Here is a 19,596-nt window from a genome sequence, read left to right as displayed (position 1 = left end):
TAGACAGGAGCATTTTGCAGAAGATCTAAGAGGAGTGAGTGGGATATGTGGATACTGGAAGCCAAAAAAATTCATAAAGTCTATGGTAATAAATTAAATAAACAGGAAGTGCTGAAGGGAATAGATCTTGGGGTAAGCAAGGGAGAGTTTGTTGGTATTATGGGGCCTTCGGGTTCGGGTAAAACAACGCTGCTTAACGTACTTTCCTCCATCGATCGGGTGAGCCAGGGCACGATAGATATTGAGGGCAAGGAATTCACCGGAATGAAGGAGAAACAGCTGGCTGAGTTCCGCAAACATCATTTGGGCTTTATTTTTCAGGAATATAATCTGCTGGATACCCTTACGGTGAAGGAAAATGTATTATTACCGCTCTCGATTACGAGCATTCCAAAGCAGGAGGCACACCAGAAGTTTGAACAGATCGCACGTGAACTGGGAATCTATGAGTTGAAAGACAAGTATCCATCTGAGATTTCAGGGGGTCAGAAGCAGCGGACTTCGGCAGCACGAGCATTTGTCCACGAGCCGAGTATCATTTTTGCGGATGAGCCGACAGGAGCGCTGGATTCCAAGTCCGCTTCGGATCTGCTCGGCAAGTTAAGTGATATGAACAGCACACGAAAAGCGACTATTATTATGGTTACCCATGATCCGGTTGCCGCAAGTTATTGCAGCAGAGTGATCTTTATTCGAGATGGTCAGATCTACACCCAGTTGAATAAAGGAGACGAGTCACGGCAATCGTTCTTCAACGATATTATCAAAACCCAGGGCGTATTGGGTGGTGTGCAGCAATGAGCTTGAATTATATTATCTTCCGCAATCTCAGGAAAAATTTAAAGAATTATTATCTCTATGTATTTGCGCTTGTGTTCAGTGTGGCCTTGTATTTTTCCTTTGTGACGTTACAGTATGATCCTTCCATGGATGAGGTGGCTGCTTCAACAAAAGGTGCGGCGGCTATAGGCGCATCTTCGGTATTATTAATCTTTATTGTCGGCATTTTTCTGTTATATGCCAATACAATTTTTATTAAGCGACGCAGCAAAGAGATTGGATTATTTCAATTGATCGGACTGACGAAAGGCAGGATTTTTGGCATTTTAAGTGCGGAGAATAGTATTCTTTATTTTGGCTCCATGGCTATTGGTGTGTTAATTGGGTTTCTTGCGTCCAAGCTGGTATTGATGATATTGTTCAAAATTCTCGGTGTGGATGCGATTACGAAACTGTACTTCTCTCCGATGGCACTGATGCAAACGGTGATTGTTTTTACGATCATGTATCTGCTCATCATGCTGATGAATTACATCTTTATCAAGAGACAGAGCATTCTCTCGCTCTTTCAGGTGTCGGCCACTTCGGAGCAGCAGGTGCAGAAGATGTCTGTCGGACAGATGATTATTGGCGTCTTGGGTATTGGCTTTATTGTGTATGGATACTTCTTGTCTGCACGGTTATTCAGCGGTGAGGCAATGGATATGCAGCAGTTGATGTATACGATGATCCTGATTCTCTTCTCGGTCATATTGGGGACATACCTGTTCTATAAGGGGGCGGTAAGTTTTATCTTTAATCTGATTCGCAAAAGCAAAAACGGCTACCTATCCATTCATGAGGTGTTATCGTTATCTTCAATCATGTTCCGCATGAAATCTAATGCATTGCTGCTCACGATTATTACAACCGTATCTGCACTTGCTATTGGTATGCTGTCACTTAGTTACATTTCGTATTATTCAGCAGAGGCTCAGGCCAAGGAAAGCTTGCCAGAGGATTTCTCTTTTGCTCAGGCGGATGTGAAAAATCGCTTTGTAACGGAGTTGGAACACAAACAGATTCCATATGAGGAGAATCATAGACAGCCTATTTATATTGAAATTGATGCTCATGAAGTGATGGATGAGTCCATGCCGGAACAGTACCTGTTCAGTAGTGTGTTGAGTGACAACATGGTAGATAACATTGATCTGCTACCAGGCGAAGTGTTCTTCATGGGATATGGAAATGTTATTCAGCGGATGATTTCCATTCAGGAGAAAGGTCCGATCGTCTTGCATGGATTGAAGCGTACACTGGACCAACAACTGATCGGAACCACCCAAAAGGGGGTTCTTCCTGGATACTATTCTGGGGGCACGCCTGTAGCGGTAGTAGATGAAACGGTATACCAGCAGTTGCGGCAGGATCTCGATCCCGAGCTGCAAAAATCCGAGTGGGCGGATTACTATGGTGTACGTATTCTGAATGAGGGGCAGGCTGAAGAGGCATATGCCGTATATAAGGAGCTACAGTTGGAAGCACCGAGCTTCTCCCAGATTGAGTTCAGAAATAACCAACGTAATAATATGGGCTTAATTATGTTCATTGTTGGTTTCCTTGGTTTGACGTTCTTGATTACATCGGGATGTATCCTGTACTTTAAACAAATGAATGAGAGTGAAGAGGAGAAGGGCAATTATACCATTCTGCGAAAACTCGGATTTACGCAAGGCAATCTGTTGCATGGAATTCAGATCAAGCAGTTGTTTAACTTTGGTATTCCGCTTGTGGTGGGGTTGAGTCATAGTTACTTTGCCGTGAAATCAGGTTGGTTTTTCTTTGGTACGGAGCTGGCGACACCTACGGTCATTGTCATGATAGTTTATACATTGTTATATTCAATTTTTGGTCTGTTGTCTGTGTGGTACTATAAACGGGTGATTAAGGAAGCTTTGTAGAATTGGGATCAGGAGTATGCTGATATAGCAAAATAGGTTGAGTAAAGGGCGGCTGTAATAATTACAGACTGCTCTTTTTTCTTTTTCTAAGTATAATGCCTCATGAAAAAAAAGGATGATTATGGAATTGAGTCGAAATGATGATAGAGTCCATGCTTCTGATTCATGTATAACGGTGAAACGAGGGGAGAGGAGTAACTTGCCTGGAGTTCTATATGCCTCGAAGAAAGAATTAAGTGAGACGATTCGACGCACCTATGTATTATTTGAGGTTGAATTCAATGACATCCATAACAGCGACAAAGATAAGTGGGTTGAAGGTGTGGACAAGACGCCTGCCCAGATGATCGCCTACCAGTTAGGGTGGATGAACCTAGTGATGGAGTGGGAGAGAAATGAACAGTTGGGACATGAAAGTCATATGCCGGCACCAGGGTATAAATGGAACCAACTAGGGTCATTAAATGAATCATTTTACGAAAAATACTCAAGTTATACGCTGGAGGAGCTGCGCTCTTTGTTTCGGGAGACAGAACAACAATGGCAGAACTGGATTGACTCGCTGAGCGAAGAGGAATTATTTGTACAAGGGATAAGACAGTGGACGGGGACCAAGCCCGGATGGGCTATGGTGAAGTGGATCCAGATTAATTCGGTAGCTCCTTTTAAATCCTTTCGGACCCGATTACGTAAATGGAAAAAAGGTCACTTAGCCAACATGGATGAGGGGAGAATGGATGTCTAATGAATCTGGCAAATAAAATCACGTTGGCTAGAATCGCGTTGATTCCATTGTTTATGATCTGTTTTCTCAATCAGCAAAGCGTGATGATTGCACTAATTATATTTGCAGTAGCAGCAGGTACGGATAAATTGGATGGATATGTGGCGAGAAAATATAATCAGATCACGAATCTGGGAAAGTTGCTTGATCCACTGGCGGATAAACTGTTGATTGCGGTAGCGCTGGTCATGATGGTTCAGGAGAATATGATCAGTTCATGGATTGCTGTAATTATTATAGGACGTGAAATTGTGATTACAGCTTTACGAATGGTAGCCACAGAGCAGGGCATTGCTCTTGCAGCAGATCGGTATGGAAAAATCAAAATGGTGCTTCAGGTGGCAGCCATCATTGCCATTTTGTTGAATAATGTTCCGTTTAGTTTGCTGACTGATATCAGAGTGGATGTGGCATTGCTATGGGTTGCAACAGGCGTTACTCTCTTATCCGGAATGAATTACATTATCGTAAATTATAAACTGTTGAGATAAAAGGAGTGATTAGGAGATGTCCCAAATAAATATTAATCCAAGTACTTCAGAGGATTCAGAGTATGTTCGCCAGCAACTTATCGCATTTAATGCTGCACATGTGAGCGAGGAATTAAGGCATCGGTACGAAGAATTGAATTTCAATATCAAAAATGAGACTGGCGAGATTGTTGCAGGTGTGCTTAGCACACTTTGCTGGAACTGGCTGGAGGTTGATATTCTTTGGGTGGATTCTGAACAACGGCATCGGGGATATGGTTCACAGTTGTTGCTTGAAGTTGAGCGAATTGCGCGAGAGAAATCTTGTGATTTTGTCATGTTGAACACATTCTCCTATCAAGCACCGGAATTTTACAAGAAACATGGCTACCAATTGATCACAACGATCGAGAATGCACCGACTGGACACAGTCATTATTATTTTAAAAAGGACCTCATGTAAGACAAAGCGTGCGAAATAGGACAAAATCAGGAGGGTTATAATGGTTACCATTAAAGGAATCGAACTTGAAGATTTACCAGCACTAAGCCAGCTATACAATGAGTTGATGGGAATGCCTACCAATGAGCAGCAGATGAAAAAGATGTTTCATTACATACAGCAGAATGGTCATTATCATGTGCTTGGGGCATTTTACAATGGCAAACTGGTTGGGTCCGTTATGGGGGTTGAGTGTATGGATCTGGTGGGGCCATGCAAACCGTTCATGGTTGTGGAGAATGTGATTGTATCGGATCAGGTACGCAGGCAGGGCATTGGGCAGAGATTAATGCTCCAGATTGAACGGATTGCAAAAGATATGGGTTGTGGTTACATGATTCTGGTGTCTGGCGATCAGCGGAAGGAAGCACATATATTTTATGAGAAGTTAGGTTTCAAGGATGAGAAGGTTCAGGGTTACCGGAAGCATCTTTAACAAGCACTTCAAGAGAAAATTTCATACACAAGTGGAAGGATTACTTAAGGAACACGGCGAATAAGGCATAGTCTTAACAAAAGAAACGAATAAGAGGGAGGCACCCTTGTGTTCAAAAAATGGGCTAATGTTTTCATGGTTCTGAGCCTGGTATTCGCCGTATGTTCCCCAACCTCCTATGCTGCCGCCAAAACGGTTAAGGTAACCGTTACGCTGGTGAGCGCAGAACTTGTCGAGAATAACTCTGTCGGTAATGAGTGGGCCATCGGAGCAAGTGTGAACGGCAAAGATCTGGAGGAGGGTTCGTCAGTCACTTTAAACCTGAAATCCACGGGTACATTGAAACTGGAGGCCATCGCCGAAGAACAGGACAAAATTCCCGATTACGGGGATAAAAGCACCAACGTCAAACTATCTTCGTTCTCCAAATCAACCAACAAGACACTTTCCGTGGTGGTGACCGAGAACAGAGGCCGATATTCTGGTAACACAGCAACTTGGGAGTTCAAGTTTAAGATTAGCAAGAAGTGAATAGGAACCAACCGTGAGAAAAAAAGGGAGCTGAGCTCTCTTTTTTTATGCGTAAATAATTGGTGATCTAAAGTAAGGCGACGTTTCGACCCACGCTAATCTTTGTTAAACTAATGAGAACAACAGTATAGAAATAAAAGATGTATTTTCAAAAAAAGTACATAGGAGGTTAACACAATTATGCGTATCGTAGATAACATTAAAGTCTGGGGGGAACCGCTGGAGAACGCCGTAAGTCAGGCGGTGACTTGCTCGCAATATGGAGATGTATTGGGTGTGGCTCTGATGGCCGACCATCACAAAGGTTACTCGCAACCCATCGGTGGTGTTGTCGCTTATCGGAATATGATCAGTCCGTCAGGTGTCGGATATGATATTGCCTGTGGCAACAAGGCTGTGCGCACAAATCTGATGTGGAACGATATTCGGGATCAGATTGCAACGATCATGGATAACATCAATTCGACCATATCTTTCGGCGTGGGCCGCAACAATCCAACACCCGTGGATCATGAACTGTTCGACGACGCGAGCTGGAAGCTGTTTGATACCATTGAACCGGGGTTACAACATAAGCTGAAGACACTTGCACGCAACCAACTCGGAACCGTAGGCAGTGGCAATCATTTCGTGGATATTTTTGTAGAAGAAGCAACGGGAAAGGTGTGGATCGCAAATCATTTTGGCAGCCGCGGGTTCGGTCATAAAGTGGCGAGTGGATTCCTTAACCTTGCGGCAGGACGTCAGTTCAGTGGTAAAGCTCCTGGCGAATCGATGGATCAACCGCCTACGTTGTTTGACCTGAACAGTGAAATGGGTGATATGTATTGGGACGCAATGACTTTGGCGGGCCGATATGCCTATGCAGGACGCGACTATGTTATTGAACAGGTGCTCGGAATTCTGGGGGCAAGTGCTGAATACGCCGTACATAACCATCACAACTTTGCCTGGAAAGAACAACACATGGGTGAAGAGGTAGTGGTGGTCCGCAAAGGTGCAACGCCATTGGCACCCGGGCAACTCGGTTTTGTCGGAGGCAGTATGGGTGATATCTCTGTAATTGTGGAAGGGATTCACAGCGAGGAGAACACCGAGTCATTCCGCAGCACCGTGCACGGGGCAGGGCGCACGATGAGCCGAACCCAGGCGGCTGGCAAAATGAATTACAAGCTGCGCACACGCATGGGTGGCGAGATTAGCGAAGCACAGATGCATGAGGCGATTCGTGCCTATGGTGTCGAACTGCGGGGAGCGGGTACAGACGAAAGTCCGTTTGTGTACAAGAAACTGCAAGACGTACTGAACGCACATGCGAATACGCTGAAGATCAACCATGTGCTGCGCCCGGTAGGCGTTGCCATGGCCGGAGGTAATGAATTCGATCCATATAAGGATTAGTCATATATTCAACTGAACATTTACACGATAACGGAGAGGGCAGAAATAACTTGAAGAAGCGGAGCGTTCGCCTTTAGCACCGGATTTCCCCTTTCAAAAAAAGGAATAAAAAAATCTGGGGATAACAGCGATCGGAAAGTTATTCTGCCATCGGAGTGCCAGTGTAAATATTCATTAGTTGAACTATATATAGAGAGAGGGTGAACTTCATGAGGAATTGTGCGATTTATAGCTCTCAGTTTGACCTGGATCAGCTGTTTGAAGTGGTTCAATCCATTTATCCAGAGGAGACCATTGAGCGAAAGGAAGACAAGACCCATATTCAAGTGACTCAGAAAAAATGGCTCAGTAAGAAAACAAAAGGCTTTAATATCATGACCAGCCAGACACATCCTGAGGAATTTACGACAATGATTCAGGGGATGCTTGGATTTTTGAGTCAGATTGAAGGGCGCAATGCTTCGCTCCAGGAAAAGGTACTGATCAAATGTTCCACACTTAATATGGTGGTTGGTATTGAGACGGAAGAGGACATCTCGGAAGAATTCTTCGGCGAATTGTTGCGGTTGGCTGATGCGCTGGATGCTGTCATCTTCTGGGGAGGTGGATCTCTGCTGAACGCACAAGGTCAGCTATTGCTGGATGTGAATGGAGAATCTGAGGTAGAGGATTACACGGTGACAGCGCACACCAGTTTCCTTGACGGTGACAGCCCCCAGTCGGAGTCTGGCATTCAACGTAAAGCGCGTTCAGAGCAACTGTTGACTGAACAAGGCATTCCGTATAATGCGCACTTGCCCGCAAGGGCCGGAGATGAGCACACCACGATTCGGAGTAAAGAGGAAGTTGCGCGCCGTGCGGTTGCCCTATGTCTTGCCGCGCTTAAGGGTGAGTGTCTGGGAGCCGGCGAAAGTGCGGATGATACCGCAGCACTGGTTCAGGAAGTGATCGACAAGTATGAGGCTGACTCCTTTTTCTCACCCGTAGAGAAGAGGTTTATCGACCAGTACGGAGCAGAGCAGCAGGAGATTATTTCCTTCTCCTGGGGATATGAAGCCTACCACGTAATGTTATGGGCGCTTGGTTATGTGAAGGAACTGGGTGCACCAACGGAGTTGTGTAACGTAGGGAAGGATGTCGGTTATTTGCAACAGAAGGATAGTTTTACCGACTTTCTCTCCGATGCATCTCTGCGTAACAAAAGCAAGATTCTGGATGAAGCAGATCTGATCTACCGTTATAACTGGGTGTGCGTGGATAGTCGTGTGAATGACAAAACACCTCCAGCTTGGTCATACCCCTGTCAAGTAGACAGATGAAAAAAGCTATGCTGCCAGTGCGCATCGATATTCAATCGGTGCGCGCTGTTTAAGTTTGGCTTGAAAGCGTCGGTAGTTGTAATTGTACATGTAATCTTCCACGGCTTGTCGAATCTCTGCTTCTGAATTACACTGGTTAAGGTACAGCTTCTCTGTCTTGAGATGCGAAAAGAAGGATTCGATGCATGCGTTATCCAGGCAGGTTGCTTTGCGAGAGTGGCTGCCTTTGACGCCGAATGCTTCTAATCGTGTGTTGTACGCCTGAGACGTGTATTGGAAGCCCTGATCCGAATGGAGCACGGCTTCTGAAACGTCTCTTTTTTGTGTCCATTGTTCCACCGTATCCAATACGAGCTGAACATCGTTCCGTTTAGATAACTGCCAAGCTACAATCTCGTTGTTGAACAAGTCTTGAATCACGGACAGGTAAACAAATGAATTCCCATCCGAAATATAGGTAATATCCGTCACCATTTTTTGCTGGGGTGCTGTAGCGTGAAATTGGCGTTTCAGGCGATTCGGATAGATCACAGATGGCGTATAGCTGGACTTCTTCCGCTTCTTACGAATTACCGATTGGATCGATAGTTCCCGCATGATTCGCCATACTTTCTTGTGATTCACGTTCAGACCAGCCTCCCACAACGCCGTTGTCATGCGAGGATAACCAAACTCTCGGTTTTCAAAATGAATAGCCATCATGTGTTCTTTGATCTCACGGTCACGTTCTTGTCTTGCGTCTCGCTGCGGCTGGGTTGCTCGCCATTTATAGTAACTGGATCGGGGTATTCCTGTAATCGATAGTAGGCGTGTAATGCCATGCGAGCAGCGCAATTCATCGATGATATCGTAGTTCTCCCGTTGGCTCAGCGCTTCTCCTTTACTAGATTTGGATACCGCTTTTTTAAATAATCCACCTGTGCTTGAAGATAGTCTCGTTCTTCCTCCACGCTGCCAAAGGCTGTACGAGGACGTCCCTTCAGTGGATTGGGCACACTGTTTTTTCGTTCATCGAATGCTTCCCCTTTTTTCCACTTTTTCACCCACACCTTCAGTTGTGAACAGTTTCGAATTCCTTCGCGTTCAGCGACCACCTTGTAACTTGAAGAACCTTCGACATAGGATCTAACTGCATTCAATTTGAATTCTTCCGTATACGTCTGAAATGTTTGCCCTTTTTTCGCCATAAAAATATCCCCTCCAAGTTTCACTTGAACCCCCATGATAACATGAAGGTTTTTTTAAGTGTCTACTTAAAGGGGATAATACCAGCTGGCCTGAATGGTGGAGTGGCTTATGAACGTCACCGTGCATTGAACTGGCTGATCTGTTATCTGAATCTGGCGTGGGATGATGTGCGTACAGATACGTAGAACGGGATGATGTGACGGCCTATTGTAAATAAACAATAAACATTACACAACATACAACAATGCAAATACCCCTTTAGCCGCACAAATACGGTTAAAGGGTATTTGATATTCTGCCATATTACCCACTATGTCTGCCAAACTGTTCACGAATAATGACATCAGCAAGAATCAACTTTTTCTCGACGTTGCTCTCTGGATTCGCTATGCGCCATAACATCTGATCCACTGCACGCGCACCGAGCAACTCCTTGTTCACATTAACTGTAGCCAGTAATGGGATATTGTCGTATAGATTATCAAATCCCGTGACAACACACTGATCGGGTACACGAATACCCATACTCTCAAGGGCTTCTATGGTGTATAGCCCATAGAAATCATTCGCACATACAAACACTTCAGGCAGGTTATCCTCACTGATCACCGAAGTGAACGTCTGGCGGAACTCATCCAATGCCTGATTACTCAACTCGGGAATCTGATGTATTTCCATCCCATGACCCATAAGCACAGAATTATATGCAATCCAGCGTTCATAGAAGCTATGAGCATCCCCGATATTGCCAACGAACTGGAATGTTTTGAAACCCTTGCGGAGCAAATAGAGCATGATCTCCCGCATGGATGCAAAGTTATCGGTGAATATGCTGTCACTGTGAAAAACAGGGTCCAGATGATCCACCATTACAACCGGAATACTAAGACGCTTGATTTCAAGCAGAATCGGGGTCGAGATAGAGCCAACGGTAATGATCCCTCGAATGGCATCCGGGTTGAGTAGGGTAAATAGCTGATCTGCTGAGGGTTCCGTTAAGGTCAGAATATTAATCCCTTTTTGGTTCAGCTTGGAAGAAATCCCGTTAAAGACGGGGCCCCAGTATACGGAGTCTTGATTTTGGTACCGAACATTGGGGAACAAAATCAAGATCGTTCCGCTTGAACGTGTGTTCTTTGGTTCCTGAAGTTCATGGCTGTTATACAGTTCACCAGACAACATGCTGTTATCTTTGAAATATCCAAGTTTGCCAGCGGCCTTGAGAATGACATCCCTCGTTTGATCGCTAACTCCCGATTTTCCAGACAAAGCTCGTGACACCGCGAATTTCGACAAACCCGTAAAATGTGCAATCTCCTGAATTGTTACCTTTGTCTTCATCATACCATCCTTACACTCGTAGTTCTGCCGTATTCCTTATTTGGAGCGATATCCAACGATTCTAGTATAACATGATGTATTTCTCTTAATCTAATAACGGACAGAGAATTCAAAATGTTAGTGATGCACAGTATTTTAGGATGAACGTTCAACGTGATGGTAAGCATATTTTCAGATAGAATGACGAATTTTGTCTGTTAAATTATTATTTTGTTATTTTATAAAAATAACAAAATAAACAAAGTTATAATCATGTTTTAATAAGTTTGTACTTAGAATCCAGGATATTGAATAAGCTGTGATACAGAGAAATTACAGCTTTATCAGCATTTTATCAGAATAATTAGAAAATGTTAACAACAAAAATGTTGACGCTTACATTTTGCTGTGTTAAATTTTGTTTGTCAAAAACAAACAAGAAAATAACAAATGGTGGTGGTCGTTTATTTTCGATTGGTTGGTGAATGGGGTTGACGATTTAGGGTGAACCATGATTGGTATACACATTCGGGGAGGTTGTTAAAATCATGATGAGAAGATGGAATGTTCTACCTCTGATGTTATTGGCCGTGATGCTTTTTGTATCCGCTTGCAGTGGTGGGGGGACAGCGCAGACGGGGACCGAAGCAGAGGGAACAACGAACTCAGGTAACAGCACCGAAGTCGCTGAGACAGAGAAAGAGGGCGGAGCGGAAGAAGCTGTGGTTAATGTGCCTGATCTGGGTGGGCGTGTCATTAAGGTTGCGGCCTGGTGGGACTTGAAACCAGCGGGAGAGACGGCCTCCGATAAGGCCAGACTTGATAAAATTGCAGAGGTCGAGAAGAAATACAACGTGAAACTGGAGTTTGTTAACGTACCTTTCGAAGAATACATGAACAAATTCACAACGTCTGCACTGGCTGGCGAACCGTTCGCCGACATCGTTCAGATGGAGTACAAATCCGCACTACCTGCCATCCTCAAAGGGCAACTATTGCCCATCTCCGAATTCACTACACCTGAGAATAACATCAACCAAGAGGCTAACCTGATTGCAAAATTTCCTGCCATTGCAGGCAACGAATACGCCTTCGAATCTCCAACCAGCATTGGTCTGGGACTTCACTATAACCGTGACTTGTTCAAAAAATTATCTTTGCCTGATCCTCAAGAACTTTATAACCAAGGTAAATGGGATTGGGATAAATTCATGGAACTTGCCAAACAGGCAACCAAAGATACCAATAACGACGGCAAAACTGACGTATACGGATTTTCTGGCTGGGCGCTTGATGTCGTTCGTCATTTTACCGCAGCCAATGGTGGAACGATCGTGGATGATACCAATAGCAAAGAAGGATTGTCCGATCCGAAAACGATTGAAGCTGCCGAATTCGTCAAACGCCTGTATAACGTGGAAAATGTCGTGAAGGTAAAAACCGGCGACAAAACCAATTGGGAGGAAAGCAATACTTTCAAAGATGGAGATGTAGCTCTTTTCACTGCTGCTGAATGGCAGTTGGGCGATCTCACCTTTGCGGTTGGTGTTGTGCCGATTCCGAACGGGCCACAGGGTAGCAAAGAGGTAACGTATGCAAACAACGCAGCATCAGCGAAGTTCATTCCTAAAGGTGTGGAAGATCCAAAGATCGTCTACCAAATCTATGAAGAGACTTTTGACATCCCGCAGATTGAAGAGTATCCAGGTCAAGATTATCTGGAGAGTCGTTATACCGACGAGAAGGATATTGCGATCATTCGCGAGCACATCGCCGGAACGGGCCGTATTTTGCTGGATGATGCCTACACGGGATACCCATTCGGGGATTATGTGAACGATATCATCAAAAACAATGCTTCCGTGACAGCAACAGCCGAGAAATACAAAGCACAGGCACAAGCCGCCATTGATAAACTCGGCAAACAATAACAACACTTATCACCAGCAAACGATTCAGGCAGGGGGCTCGTGTCGGCAAGGTTGCACGGAGCCCCTTTTCCTGAACCACCAAATCGGCATTGCTGGCATCAGCCTTGATGAGGAGGACTCGTAGGATGGCTGGAATTCTACAACGTAAGACATGGATATTGTCCACAGTAATCATCGTGGCGGCAGCCTGCATCATTCTATATGTAACTTCCGGCGCTGATGTGAAGAGTGCAAACATTCCACCTGGCAGTCTGCCTGCCATTGAAGTGGATGCAGTCTTGCAGCAGACCCGGCAGAAAAAGGGATACGAACAGTATCGATCCGGAACGGATCAGGCTACACAGCCGAATGTGGACATCACCATTGAAGCAGGAGATTACATAAAAGCCGAAGGTGAAGACGTCCGCAAACTGACTAATTATGAGGGAATGGATGGTGTATCTCTCCATACCGGAGAGACCGGACAAGTCGATTGGACCATTAACGTGCCGGAGACCGGGCTGTATAACCTGTCCGCTGTCTATTATCCCGTTGAAGGCAAGAGCTCAGCCATTGAGCGTGCATTGTACATTGATGGTGAACTTCCTTTTGCGGAAGCCGCCTATTTGCAGTTTGACCGGGTGTGGGCCAATGAGAAAAATGTCGTTGAGCAGGATAATCAAGGCAATGATCTTCGTCCAAGACAAGTGGAGCAACCTCGCTGGATGGAAGAAACGTTTCAGGACTCAGACGGGTACGAACAGGCTCCATTCAAGTTTTATTTGAAAAAAGGGGAACACACGCTAACGCTAAAATCCTCCCGTGAACCCATGGTCATTCGATCCATTCGTCTTTTCAATGAGAAGAGAGCCGTTCCTTACGCGGAGACTGCGGGGGCACAACAGTCGGATTCCTCCGGGCAGCCGAAGGATGTACTTATTCGCATTGAAGGAGAAGCCGCAATTGCCAAATCTTCACCTACGTTATACCCGACGAGCGAAAGGTCAAGTTCTGCTGTATCTCCTTATAGCGCTTCCCAGGTACGCATCAATACGATTGGTGGCTTTAACTGGCGTCTGCCAGGGCAATGGATTGAATGGGAAGTGGATGTGCCGGAGAGCGGACTTTATCATATCGGTTTTACCGCACAGCAGAATTTCGTCAAAGGCATCTATTCTACACGCAAACTGACCATTGACGGTGATGTTCCGTTTGCAGAGATGGCCAAAGCACCTTTCCGTTATCAAAGTGACTATCGTATTGACGTCATGGGCGGCAAGGAAGCATACAAGTTTCAATTGGACAAAGGAAAACATGTGCTGCGGCTGGAGAACAGCCTCGGTGACTTTGCACCCCTTATCCGCAATGTGGAGGACAGTCTGTACAACTTGAACTCCATGTACCGACGCATTCTGATGATTACAGGTACCAAGCCTGATGAATTCCGGGATTATCGGGTGGAAAAGCAAATCCCGAACCTGCTGGAAGTATTCAGCGGAGAAAGTAAACGTCTCAAAGATGTGGCCGCACAGCTTCGTCTCCTGTCAGGACAGTCCAGCGATCAGGAAGCGCTGATCAAGACGATGGCACTGCAACTGGACGAGATGATTGACAAGCCAGATACCATCCCAAGACGCCTTGCAGCATACAAAACGAACACAGGCGGTCTCGGCACATGGGTGCAGCAGGCACGAGAGCAACCCCTGGAGATTGACGCACTGTACGTTACTTCAATTGACCGTGATATTCCCGGCACAGGTATGGGGCCACTCGCGAAGCTCGGTCATGAAGCAAAGATATTCTATCATTCGTTCTTCATTGATTATAACCAGATCGGCAATGTAGCCACATCGGAAGATCAGCGCACCGTAACCGTTTGGATTGGTAGCGGACGTGACCAGGCGAATACGATGAAGGCGATGATTGATAAGACCTTCACACCAGACAGTGGTATCAATGTCAATCTGAAGCTGGTGAATATGGGAACCTTACTGCCAGCGACCTTGTCCGGTGAAGGACCGGATGTAGCGATGCAGATCGGCAATGACCTTCCAGTGAACTTTGCGATGCGGAACTCAGCTGTAGATCTGACGCAATTCAGTGATTACAGCAGCGTGGAAAAGGAGTTCAGGGAAAGTGCAATCGTGCCATATGCCTATGATTCAGGCGTATATGCCCTGCCGGAAACGCAGACCTTTAACATGCTGTTTTACCGAAAAGACGTGCTCGAAGAACTCGGGCTTGAAGTGCCTCAGAACTGGGAGGATGTTGAAGCTCTGCTCGCGATTCTGAGCAAGAATCATATGGAATTCGGTATGCCAATTGTGACCCAGGCGAATATGCAGGGTGTCAATATTCCGCCGAACTCGCAGTATGCCACGATGTTGCTTCAGAACGGAGGCGCCTTCTATCGGAATGATGACAAGGAATCGGATCTGGATTCCCGGATCGGGATCGAGACGTTCAAGCAGTGGACGGAATTCTATACCGATTACAAGCTGGAACGGGAATATGATTTTGCCAACCGTTTCCGGACAGGACAGATGCCTATTGGACTAACCGATTACACCATGTACAACCAGTTGTCTGTATTTGCACCGGAGATTCGGGGACTATGGGGATTCGTTCCTGTCCCGGGAACCGTTCAGGCGGATGGAACCTTGAATCGGGACGTTCCGGGTGGAGGCAGCGCGGTCATGATGCTGGAGAGTGCCCAGGATCAGGTTGCGGCGTGGGAGTTCATGAAGTGGTGGACCAGTACGCCGGTTCAGGCGGAATTCGGACGGGAGATGGAAGGGCTGATGGGTGCGGCTGCCCGTTATCCAACGGCAAACATCAAGGCACTGGATTCCCTGCCGTGGCCTGCGGAGGATTACGCCAATCTCAGAGCGCAATTCGAAACGGTGAAGGGCATTCCTGAAGTACCCGGTGGTTATTTTACAGGCCGCCATCTGTTCAATGCATTTTACAAAACCGTTGTTGGCCAAGTGGAAGCCAGGGAATCCATTATGGATTATACCCAATATATTCAGGACGAGATTCGTGTCAAGCGTAATGAATTTGGTCTTCCGTAAGCAGAGGGAGGGTTAATCGTGCCACAAATATCACTCCGAGACGGACAAAACAGTCCTCCTGAGAAAGCGTCAAGGATGGGCATGAAATCGTGGTGGAGCTGGAAGCTCCAGGAAATGAAGGCCAGCAAACATTCCTATGTCCTGCTTGCACCTTATATGCTCCTGTTCATCATGTTTACCGTGATTCCAGTTGTCATCTCGATCATACTCAGCTTCACCTACTTTAACATGCTGGAATTTCCGCGTTTTATTGGCTGGCAGAACTATACTCGTCTGTTTCTGGAGGATGATGTATTCCTGATTGCAATCAAGAATACGTTGCTGTTCGCCATCATTACCGGACCGATCAGTTATATTGCCTGTTTCGTCTTCGCATGGATCATTAATGAGTTAACACCGAAATGGAGAGCGTTCATGACACTGATCTTCTACGCACCCTCCATCTCGGGCAATGTGTATTTTATCTGGCTGATGATCTTCTCGGGAGATCGTTATGGCATTGCGAATGGGCTGTTGATCAAATGGGGTTTTCTGTTGGAGCCAATCCAGTGGCTGAAGACAGAAGCCTACATTATGCCCATCCTCATTCTCGTGCAGTTGTGGCTGAGTCTCGGAACTGGATTTCTGGCGTTTATCGCCGGTTTGCAGACGGTGGACCGGACGTTGTACGAAGCGGGAGCGGTGGATGGGATCAAAAATCGCTGGCAGGAGCTATGGTATATTACTCTGCCTTCGATGCGTCCGCAGCTTATGTTCGGAGCCGTCATTCAGCTCACAACCTCGTTTGCCGTGGCCGATGTGTCGATCGCACTGGCCGGGTTCCCGAGTGTGAACTATGCGGCAGAGACGGTGGTCACCCACTTGATCGACTTCGGTACAACGCGGTTTGAGATGGGCTACGCATCGGCGATTGCCACCGTGCTGTTCATGATTATGGTGGGCACCAACTTGCTGGTACAGAAACTGCTTCGAAGGGTGGGAGAATAGCTATGGCTGCAATTGCGACAGGCAAAAAGCGCGTGAATCGCTCGCTATCGGGAAGTCTCTCCCTGTTTGCCCTTCTGCTCGTATTCGGTGCTTTCATGGTGCTGCCGTTGATCTATGCGATCAACAATGCATTCAAACCATTGGATGAGATATTCACCTTTCCACCAACACTGTTTGTCAAAAATCCCACGTTCAGCAACTTTACAGATCTGCTGAATCTGCTGAGTGACTCGTGGGTGCCGTTCTCACGTTATATATTCAACACGGTATTTATTACAGGCATCGGTATCGTAGGCCATGTGCTGCTAGCTTCCGCAGCGGCCTACCCGCTTGCCAAACACAAGTTTCCGGGCAAAGTATTCATGTTCCAAGTGGTCGTACTGTCACTGATGTTCACACCTGCGGTGACGGCCATTCCGAACTATATGATCATGTCATGGCTCGGATGGATCGACACGTACTGGGCCGTCATTATTCCGGCATTTGCCTATTCACTCGGGTTGTATCTGATGAAACAGTTCATGGAGCAGATCCCGGATGCGCTGCTGGAAGCGGCCAAGATCGATGGTGCCAGTGAATATCGGATCTTCTGGTCCATCGTCATGCCCAATGTGAAGCCAGCCTGGCTGACATTGATCATTCTGCTGTTCCAGATGTTATGGGGCAGTGATGGCAATGGATACATCTACAGCGAGCAGCTCAAGACCCTGCATTATGCAGCAGGTCAGATTATTCAGGGCGGAATATCCCGGGCAGGAGCGGGTGCTGCGGTAGCACTGATTTTGATGAGTGTGCCGATCACGCTATTTATTTTCTCTCAGAGCCGAATCATTGAGACGATGGCGAGCTCGGGCATGAAGGATTAAGGGGGAACGATATGGCACGCACAGTGAAAAGATGGCTTGTTCTCCTGGCGGCAGTATCTCTGCTGCTGGTGAATGCCGTGCCTGCGGCGGCCTCCCCGGCGCCGTATGAGAGTTATAACTACAACTACTGGAAAGAGGCTGTTCCTTCACCAGATGCCTACCTGCCCGAGCGTACCATATCAGGCCGTGACCTCGGCATTAGTGAGTTCAAAGACCCCGGTGATGTGAACGTTTCTCCCTCTGGATTGATCTATGTTTTGGATAGCGGTAACAGCCGAATTGTCGTATTGGACCCAGGCTTTAAGCTGCTGCGCATAATCGATGGATTCATGATGGAGGGCACTAAGGAAACCTTTAACCTTCCAGGTGGATTATTTGTAGATGAAGAAGAACGCATATACATCGCCGATACAGGCAACAGTCGTGTGGTTGTCCTCGATGGAGAGGGGACGCTGATACAAACTATCACGAAGCCTGAGTCGGATATCCTATCGACCCAATTCCAGTTCCAGCCTTTGAAGCTGACGGTGGACCATGTAGGCCGAGTTTACGTTGTGGCACAGGGGGTCTACGAAGGCATTATGCAGTTTGACGAGAGTGGGAAATTTATCGGATATGTCGGTACCAACAAAGTGGAGCGGGACTACGGCGAATATATCTGGCGCATGTTATCGACCAAAGCCCAGCGCGCACAGATGGTCCTGTTTGTTCCAACGGAGTTCTCCAATGCGGATATCGACCACAAAGGATTCGTGTATGCGACGAATATTGATCCCGGCTCAAATGAACCGATCAAGCGGCTTAACCCGTCCGGCGAAGATGTACTGAAGCGGTTTGGTTATTATGACGTCAAAGGCGATATCCGGTTCCGTAACAATCCCGGTCCATCCAAACTGATTGATGTGAAAGTGCTTGGCAATGGCATGTACAGTGTACTGGATGCGACACAGAACCGGGTGTTCACGTACGACGATGAAGGTCATCTGCTCTACATATACGGTGGCAAAGGAAATCAGGTGGGCACGCTCAAAACACCTGTCGCGATTGAACAATCGGGTGAGCACCACTTAGTTCTGGATCGGGGCAAGAACAACCTTGTCGTCTATGAGCCGACCCGTTTTGGTGCCCGTGTGAATGAAGCGGTGGCACTCCACTATCGGGGCGAGGACACAGAGGCCGTGAATAGTTGGAGAGAAGTGCTTAAGCTGAATGCTAACTATGACATCGCTTATATCGGTATCGGCAAGTCCTTATTAATGGAGAAGAAAAACGAGGAAGCGCTAGGTTACTTCGAACTTGGAATGGACCGCAAGAGTTATTCTGTCGCGTTCAAGAGGCATCGGCGGGAGATGATGAAGGAACATTTCGGTACATTCCTGACCGCTGCAATCGCGCTGATTGTCATTCTGATCCTGACCCGGGTAGCGGTTAAATGGAGACGGAGGAGGCAGGTTGATCGTGAAGCAGGATTTCATTAAGTTTCCGCTGCATCTTATTTTTCACCCCATTGATGCATTCTGGGACCTCAAGTCGGATAACCGGGGACGGCTTCTTGTTGCTTATGTAGCACTGGCGCTTACCATTGTCATGATGATTTTGCAAAAGCAGTACGCAGGATTTCTCGTCAATTACATCGATCCTCGTACGATTAATAGCATCATCGAGATTGCCACAGTAGCGGTCCCTTTCTTTCTATGGTGCACGGCCAACTGGGCGGTAACGACCTTGATGGAAGGGGAAGGCAAGTTCAGGGAAATCGTTCTGGCGACAGGTTACTCGCTCATTCCAATTATTCTGATCTATGCTCCAATGATCGTGATCAGCCGGTTCATGGTACAGGAGGAGACTGCTTTTTATTATCTGTTCAATAGTATTGCATTCTTCTGGTTTGTACTGCTTCTGTTCATTGGCATGATGACGGTACACCAGTACACGGTGATTAGAACAATGATAACGATGGTGCTGACACTCATTGTGATGGGCATTATCGTATTCCTTGGCGCACTGGTCTTCAGCATGCTGCAACAGTTGTACGAATTCGGTTATAACATTTACCGCGAGTTGATTTTTCGGACCTAAAGGAGG

General features: G+C 46.5%; 19 protein-coding genes. 16 read left to right on the top strand and 3 right to left on the bottom strand.

The features are described 5' to 3' along the window. Positions 1-45: 45 nt before the first annotated feature. From ACDJ59_RS17600 to ACDJ59_RS17560, 9 genes are all read left to right on the top strand, one after another. Entirely contained in the window at positions 46-801 is a 756-nt protein-coding gene (locus ACDJ59_RS17600; RefSeq protein WP_127544580.1) for an ABC transporter ATP-binding protein, read from the top strand. Next, the gene (locus tag ACDJ59_RS17595) at positions 798-2,723 is read left to right on the top strand and encodes an FtsX-like permease family protein (protein ID WP_413404487.1); all 1,926 of its coding nucleotides are present in this window, start codon (positions 798-800) and stop codon (positions 2,721-2,723) included. The genes ACDJ59_RS17600 and ACDJ59_RS17595 overlap by 4 nt, the downstream gene beginning before the upstream one ends. Before the next feature lie 199 nt (positions 2,724-2,922). Continuing rightward, positions 2,923-3,468, top strand: a complete 546-nt coding sequence (locus ACDJ59_RS17590; protein ID WP_413404485.1) for a ClbS/DfsB family four-helix bundle protein — start codon at positions 2,923-2,925, stop codon at positions 3,466-3,468. After that, positions 3,468-3,998, top strand: a complete 531-nt coding sequence (gene pgsA, locus ACDJ59_RS17585) for a CDP-diacylglycerol--glycerol-3-phosphate 3-phosphatidyltransferase (protein WP_036610288.1) — start codon at positions 3,468-3,470, stop codon at positions 3,996-3,998. Before ACDJ59_RS17590 ends, pgsA begins: the two co-directional genes overlap by 1 nt. 16 nt (positions 3,999-4,014) lie before the next feature. After that, positions 4,015-4,440 (top strand): GNAT family N-acetyltransferase, encoded by a 426-nt coding sequence (locus tag ACDJ59_RS17580; protein ID WP_413404483.1) that lies wholly within the window; start codon positions 4,015-4,017, stop codon positions 4,438-4,440. A 40-nt stretch (positions 4,441-4,480) separates the two neighbouring features. Continuing rightward, positions 4,481-4,915 carry a GNAT family N-acetyltransferase gene (locus ACDJ59_RS17575; RefSeq protein WP_076318268.1) on the top strand — a complete coding sequence of 145 codons (435 nt, stop codon included), beginning with the start codon at positions 4,481-4,483 and terminating at the stop codon, positions 4,913-4,915. A gap of 108 nt (positions 4,916-5,023) precedes the next feature. Beyond that, complete coding sequence (locus tag ACDJ59_RS17570; RefSeq protein ID WP_036610281.1) at positions 5,024-5,446, top strand: hypothetical protein; 423 nt, start codon at positions 5,024-5,026, stop codon at positions 5,444-5,446. A gap of 180 nt (positions 5,447-5,626) precedes the next feature. Next, positions 5,627-6,847 (top strand): RtcB family protein, encoded by a 1,221-nt coding sequence (locus tag ACDJ59_RS17565; protein WP_413404480.1) that lies wholly within the window; start codon positions 5,627-5,629, stop codon positions 6,845-6,847. Between the two features lie 209 nt (positions 6,848-7,056). Next, a complete protein-coding gene (locus ACDJ59_RS17560) occupies positions 7,057-8,166 on the top strand; it encodes a DUF4272 domain-containing protein (RefSeq protein ID WP_413404478.1) in 1,110 nt (369 codons plus the stop codon). Between the two features lie 6 nt (positions 8,167-8,172). On the opposite strand, the gene ACDJ59_RS17555 is transcribed toward ACDJ59_RS17560, so the two are convergent. Together ACDJ59_RS17555 and ACDJ59_RS17550 are read right to left on the bottom strand one after the other, a co-directional pair. Further along, positions 8,173-9,009, bottom strand: coding sequence for an IS3 family transposase (locus ACDJ59_RS17555; RefSeq protein ID WP_413409846.1), 837 nt, complete (start codon positions 9,007-9,009; stop codon positions 8,173-8,175). A 23-nt stretch (positions 9,010-9,032) separates the two neighbouring features. After that, positions 9,033-9,353, bottom strand: coding sequence for a transposase (locus tag ACDJ59_RS17550; RefSeq protein WP_413404118.1), 321 nt, complete (start codon positions 9,351-9,353; stop codon positions 9,033-9,035). 42 nt (positions 9,354-9,395) lie between these two features. Between ACDJ59_RS17550 and ACDJ59_RS17545 the strand changes: the two genes are divergently transcribed. Then, on the top strand, positions 9,396-9,539 hold the full coding sequence (locus ACDJ59_RS17545) for a DUF4272 domain-containing protein (protein WP_413404476.1): 144 nt from the start codon (positions 9,396-9,398) through the stop codon (positions 9,537-9,539). 118 nt (positions 9,540-9,657) lie between these two features. Here ACDJ59_RS17545 and ACDJ59_RS17540 read toward each other — a convergent pair whose 3' ends face one another. Beyond that, entirely contained in the window at positions 9,658-10,698 is a 1,041-nt protein-coding gene (locus tag ACDJ59_RS17540) for a LacI family DNA-binding transcriptional regulator (RefSeq protein WP_413404474.1), read from the bottom strand. 527 nt (positions 10,699-11,225) lie between these two features. Between ACDJ59_RS17540 and ACDJ59_RS17535 the strand changes: the two genes are divergently transcribed. The 6 genes from ACDJ59_RS17535 to ACDJ59_RS17510 all read left to right on the top strand — a co-directional run bounded on the left by ACDJ59_RS17535 (position 11,226) and on the right by ACDJ59_RS17510 (position 19,590). Then, entirely contained in the window at positions 11,226-12,605 is a 1,380-nt protein-coding gene (locus tag ACDJ59_RS17535) for an ABC transporter substrate-binding protein (protein WP_282322203.1), read from the top strand. Between the two features lie 125 nt (positions 12,606-12,730). Then, positions 12,731-15,658, top strand: coding sequence for an extracellular solute-binding protein (locus ACDJ59_RS17530; protein ID WP_413404472.1), 2,928 nt, complete (start codon positions 12,731-12,733; stop codon positions 15,656-15,658). Positions 15,659-15,733: 75 nt separating this feature from the next. Then, entirely contained in the window at positions 15,734-16,645 is a 912-nt protein-coding gene (locus tag ACDJ59_RS17525; RefSeq protein WP_062833376.1) for a carbohydrate ABC transporter permease, read from the top strand. A gap of 2 nt (positions 16,646-16,647) precedes the next feature. After that, on the top strand, positions 16,648-17,511 hold the full coding sequence (locus ACDJ59_RS17520) for a carbohydrate ABC transporter permease (protein WP_017689719.1): 864 nt from the start codon (positions 16,648-16,650) through the stop codon (positions 17,509-17,511). A gap of 11 nt (positions 17,512-17,522) precedes the next feature. Further along, complete coding sequence (locus tag ACDJ59_RS17515) at positions 17,523-18,989, top strand: gluconolactonase (RefSeq protein WP_413404470.1); 1,467 nt, start codon at positions 17,523-17,525, stop codon at positions 18,987-18,989. After that, on the top strand, positions 18,970-19,590 hold the full coding sequence (locus tag ACDJ59_RS17510) for a YIP1 family protein (protein WP_413404468.1): 621 nt from the start codon (positions 18,970-18,972) through the stop codon (positions 19,588-19,590). The genes ACDJ59_RS17515 and ACDJ59_RS17510 overlap by 20 nt, the downstream gene beginning before the upstream one ends. Positions 19,591-19,596: the final 6 nt, after the last annotated feature.

It is taken from the genome of Paenibacillus amylolyticus (assembly GCF_047302515.1).
Taxonomy (GTDB): domain Bacteria; phylum Bacillota; class Bacilli; order Paenibacillales; family Paenibacillaceae; genus Paenibacillus; species Paenibacillus amylolyticus_G.
The sequence above is the reverse complement of the archived record's forward strand: the minus strand, read 5'-3'. Positions and strand labels throughout refer to the sequence as shown.